This window comes from Pseudomonas sp. Irchel 3H7, assembly GCF_900187605.1.
Taxonomy (GTDB): Bacteria; Pseudomonadota; Gammaproteobacteria; order Pseudomonadales; family Pseudomonadaceae; genus Aquipseudomonas.
The window spans coordinates 1-1,258 of sequence record NZ_FYEA01000032.1 but is presented as its reverse complement, the minus strand read 5'-3'; the positions used below and the strand labels follow the sequence as shown (position 1 = coordinate 1,258).

General features: G+C 52.1%; 1 protein-coding gene. It reads left to right on the top strand.

Annotated elements, in window-relative coordinates; genetic code table 11:
• Positions 1-68 precede the first annotated feature (68 nt).
• Positions 69-1,210, top strand: a protein-coding gene (locus CKW38_RS29360) for an IS3 family transposase (protein WP_371857977.1) whose coding sequence is annotated in 2 segments (ribosomal slippage) — positions 69-330 and positions 330-1,210 — 1,143 coding nt in all. Because the reading frame shifts where the segments join, the coding sequence is not laid out codon by codon here.
• The last annotated feature ends 48 nt before the right edge of the window (positions 1,211-1,258 follow it).

Sequence of the window (1,258 nt, the reverse complement as noted above, 5' to 3'; positions counted from 1 at the left end):
TTGATCTGGCTTAATGATTCTGGACACCCCTAAAGGGCGGTAATCTACGCCCAACGACGAGGTGTAGTTTGACCAGACGATATTTTTCGACAGATTTCAAGCGGGATGCGGCTTGCCTGGTTTTGGATAAAGACTATTCGGTGAGTGAGGCCTGCGAAGCAATGGGCGTGGGCCCTACAGCTCTGCGCCGCTGGGTTGAGCAACTGCGTGCGGAGCGCAGCGGCAAGACACCTGAGAAGTCCAAGGCCATGACTCCTGACCAACAACGCATCCAAGAACTGGAAGCAAAAATCCGACGGATTGAGCGCGAGAAGGAAATTTTAAAAAAGGCTACAGCTCTCTTGATGTCGGATTCCCTCGATCGATAAGGCTGGTCGAGGAGTTAAGCGAGCAATATCCAAGATCCGAGTTGTGTGGCGTATTTGGTATCAACCGCAGCAGTTATTACGAGCGTCTGAAACAGCGGGCGAAAGTGCATGTCGGGCGCGACCGTCTAAAGATCAAGGCTGCTAAATTATATGAGCAAAGTCGCGGCTCAATGGGCGCGCGTAGCCTGGCAAAGGCGCTGTGTAACGAAAAAGAGTCAGTAGGTCGTTACATGGCTCGTAGCCTGATGAGAGAGCTCGGGTTGAAGAGCCACCAACGGCGCAGGCATCGTTACAAACCTAGCGGGGCGGAGGCTCAATACGCCCCTAATCATTTGCAGCGTAAATTCAATGTCGAGGCTCCCAATCAAGTGTGGTGTGGCGACGTGACTTACATTTGGGCCGGTACTTACTGGGTTTATCTGGCGGCGGTACTAGACCTGCATGCCCGCCGCATCGTCGGCTGGGCGATATCCAGGAGTCCTGATTCGGCTCTGACCTGTAAAGCGTTGAAGATGGCTTTCGAGTCGCGAGGACGCCCTGAAAATTTGATGTTCCATTCAGATCAGGGCTGTCATTACAGCAGCAAAATGTTCCGTGAAACGCTGTCGGAGATGCGGATAAAACAAAGTATGAGTCGACGAGGAAACTGCTGGGATAACGCCCCGATGGAACGTTTCTTTGGCAGTTTGAAATCTGAATGGATACCCAAGGTTGGCTACCGAAACGAAGACGAGGCCAGTACCGATGTGTTGCGCTACCTGACCCATTATTACAATCGAATCAGGCTGCACAGTCACAATGGCTACCGAACTCCGGTGGACATGGAAGCCCTGGCGGCATGAAAAAGGGTAAAACCCTATAACCGTGTCCAGTATCGTTTGACCAGATCA